Below are 2,999 nucleotides of genomic sequence, written 5' to 3' on the forward strand. Positions count from 1 at the left end.
GCATCAGGCAGACGAGGGCGAGGCCGGTGAGCCACTCGAAATCCGGGCACAGCACCTGTTCGAGGCCGCGCGGCTGACCGGCCACGTCGTAGGCGCAGAACCATTTCACGTGCGCCTCGGCCGCGCCCGTGGCGGCGAGGAGCAGCAGCGGCGCAGCGAGGCCGGCAAGCGTGCCGGTACCTAAGCGACGTATCGGCCTGGGCGCTGAAACCCGAACCATGATGACCTCGGAGGACGTAGCGGGTACCGGCCCGCCTACGTATTTCCTCAAAATCGGGCTCTCGCGTCAACGAACCATTAACGAAGATTAGGAAGTGGTTAACGGCACAGCCTAGCGGCAAAACGGTACGCTGCGGAGCGGACGCGCTTAATTGCTGGGCTGCGTCCTGGCCGCTGCAGCCCGCCTATGCCCGACCGGCTCGGCACCCGTCTCGAATGCCCGACGGCGCACAAGCGCACGCTCATCCTGGCGGCGGCCGAGCCCGACGGCGTACCGACCGAGAGCGCCCTGCATCAGGTCGCAGAACCGGAGAACGTGATCGCTGCGGTCGAGGCGGAGGGGGCGAAGGAACCGAACGGCTGCGGCGGAGCTCCTGTGACGTTGAGCACTCGTCGCTCGATGCAGGCTACGGCCCCTCGGTCGCCAGCGCGCGCACCTTGAGGTCATCCAGATCGACCTCAGCGCCCTCCGATGAGGTCACGCGCACTGTGTATCCGCTCTCCTGAAGCTCTACGGTTTTCTCCCAAGCCTCCAGGGCGGTATCGACTTGGCTGCTGCTGGGTCCGGCCTGATTTGCGGCGTTCGTCCCGGAGATGATGTAGCCCATGGCTCCCTCCTGCTGGCTGCCGAGCATGCCCTGGCCCTTCCTGTGGGTCGTCGGCCTGGCCGTGGTGCGCGGATATGGGCTTAACATGGCGAGCGGCGGGCCAGTGTCGAGGCGGAGCCCTGATCAGGAAGCCAGTCGAGCCGCAGCCGCGCGAACGCGAGATCCATAGTGGGCTTGCCGTAGAGCGTGAGCGGCATCGGGCTGTGATGCGGGCGACACGCGCAACGGCTCCACGAGCCACCGGCCCGTTGCTCCCACTGAATACTCGTGCCCGTTGCGCATCCAAGTCGACGATGAGTACAATCTATCGTTGTAGGCGCCGAAGTTAACCGTCCACTTAGGACATAGTTAATCTAGCCCGATTATTATTATTGCCAATGTGTCGGGAAGCGGCTGACCGGGTGTAGTCGGAAGTCACTGGCCCGATGCTGATCCGGCATCGGGCAAGCGCTATGGGCTACGCCACCCTTCACGTCGTCCCGGCTTCGGGGAAGCCGAATGCTCCTGCCACTCTGGCAGAGGTCTCCACCCTGACCGAAGAGGTCAGACGCATCGCGCAGGACAAAGCCGGCCGCATCCAGCAGATCACCGCTCAGACCAAGATGCTGGCGCTGAATGCCCTTATCGAGGCTGCTCGTGCCGGGGAGCAGGGGCGCGGCTTCTCCGTCGTCGCGCAAGAGGTGCGCGCCATCGGTAGCGAGGTGGAGACCCTTGCCCGCGAACTGGAAACCCATCTCTCGACGCGGGTGAATGATCTGCAGCGCGCTGTCGATGCCATGGCTGGCCGGGCGCAGGATGAGCGCCTCGTCGATCTGGCGCTGAACGCCGTCGAGCTGATCGACCGAAATCTCTACGAGCGCACCTGCGACGTGCGATGGTGGGCGACGGACGCGGCCGTCACCACCTGCGCGGCGGCGCCGGACGCGGCCGCAGCCGCCTACGCCACCCAGCGCCTCGGCGTGATCCTGTCGGCCTACACCGTCTATCTCGACCTCTGGCTGTGCGACTTGGAGGGACGGGTCCTCGCCACCGGGCGACCGGACCGCTACCCGGATGTGCGCGGCCGCAGCGTCGCCGGTGAACCCTGGTTCCGGGAAGCGGTCCGTCTGTCCTCCGGAGACGATTACGTGTGTGCCGACGTGCGCCGGGAGACCGGCCTCGGCAACGCGCAGGTCGCAACCTACGCGGCGAGCGTGCGCGAGAGTGGTCGGGCGAACGGGCGGCCAGTCGGCGTGCTGGCAATCCACTTCGATTGGGAGCCGCAGGCGCGCGCGATCGTCGAGGGGGTGCGTGTGTCGCCGGAGGATCGTGGGCGGACACGGGTGCTGCTGATGGATGCGCGCCGACGCGTGCTGGCGGCTTCCGACGGACAAGGTGTGCTCAGTGAGACGCTGGCACTCGATCCGGCAGGTCGTGAGTGCGGTGTAGTGCGAGACGTTGGCTCAGGTTCGGTCCAGGCATACCACCGGACCCCCGGCTATGAGACTTACCTCGGCCAGGGCTGGTACGGCGTAATCCTTCAGCGGGGAGCGTAGAGGCGGCCCCTAACGACAACGGCGCAGCAACCTGGAAAGGCCGCTGCGCCGCTGGATCGGGCTGCCGAGGGGGTGATAGCAGCCACGTGGAAGAGCTACGCGCGAAGTGCGTTCCGCGATGTGCGTCCGAGCACAGCCCGCTTCAGGAGTCGGTGCCGTTCAGGTCCTGAACAGAAAACACCCCGGGAGCGGGTGCTCCCAGGGTGTCGCCGACCTCGCGGCCAGTTTGATCGGGCTGGGGATGCGAAGGTCAGCCGGACGGCTGCTCTTCTGCGGCGAGGGGCGATGGGGAGGACCAGCTACCCTTCGCCCTCTGCCGCAACTCCCGGGACAGATACCGGGAGCAGCTCGACCGGATCTCAGTACGAGCCGAACTTGTAGTTCAGGCCGGCGCGGACGACGGCGAACTCGTCGGAGCGGCGGCCGACCGGGCTGTAGACGGCCGGGACGTTGGAGGCGGCGTTAATCACGAACGCGCCCTGGTTGCGGGTGTTGCGGTCGTGGTTGACGTACAGGCATTCGACCTTGAGCGTGACGGCCGAGGAGCGGTAGAAGTTCAGGAAGGAGTCGGTGAGATAGGAAGAGCGGCGAGGAGGAAGAGAGAGTCGGATAGGGGGGTGATGTCGGTGACTGCTGG

Annotated in this window: 2 protein-coding genes and 2 pseudogenes; 1 reads left to right on the plus strand and 3 read right to left on the minus strand. The window is 66.3% G+C overall.

The window, feature by feature from the left end:
* Together MKK82_RS29540 and MKK82_RS29545 are read right to left on the minus strand one after the other, a co-directional pair.
* Positions 1-220: pseudogene (locus MKK82_RS29540) on the minus strand (hypothetical protein); the annotation flags it as partial.
* A 406-nt stretch (positions 221-626) separates the two neighbouring features.
* Positions 627-827 carry a hypothetical protein gene (locus tag MKK82_RS29545; protein WP_238294228.1) on the minus strand — a complete coding sequence of 67 codons (201 nt, stop codon included), beginning with the start codon at positions 825-827 and terminating at the stop codon, positions 627-629.
* 452 nt (positions 828-1,279) lie between these two features.
* On the opposite strand from MKK82_RS29545, the gene MKK82_RS34105 reads away from it, so the two are divergent.
* Entirely contained in the window at positions 1,280-2,362 is a 1,083-nt protein-coding gene (locus MKK82_RS34105) for a methyl-accepting chemotaxis protein (protein ID WP_279603347.1), read from the plus strand.
* A gap of 359 nt (positions 2,363-2,721) precedes the next feature.
* On the opposite strand, the pseudogene MKK82_RS29555 reads toward MKK82_RS34105, so the two are convergent.
* Positions 2,722-2,999 (minus strand): annotated as a pseudogene (locus MKK82_RS29555) (hypothetical protein); the annotation flags it as partial.

The organism is Methylobacterium sp. E-046, from assembly GCF_022829625.1.
Lineage (GTDB): Bacteria > Pseudomonadota > Alphaproteobacteria > Rhizobiales > Beijerinckiaceae > Methylobacterium > Methylobacterium longum.

Excerpts from the sequence above, each read along its gene's own strand:
- MKK82_RS29545 (WP_238294228.1), bottom strand. The coding sequence starts at position 827 with ATGGGCTACATCATCTCCGGGACGAACGCCGCAAATCAGGCCGGACCC.
- MKK82_RS34105 (WP_279603347.1), top strand. The coding sequence starts at position 1,280 with ATGGGCTACGCCACCCTTCACGTCGTCCCGGCTTCGGGGAAGCCGAAT.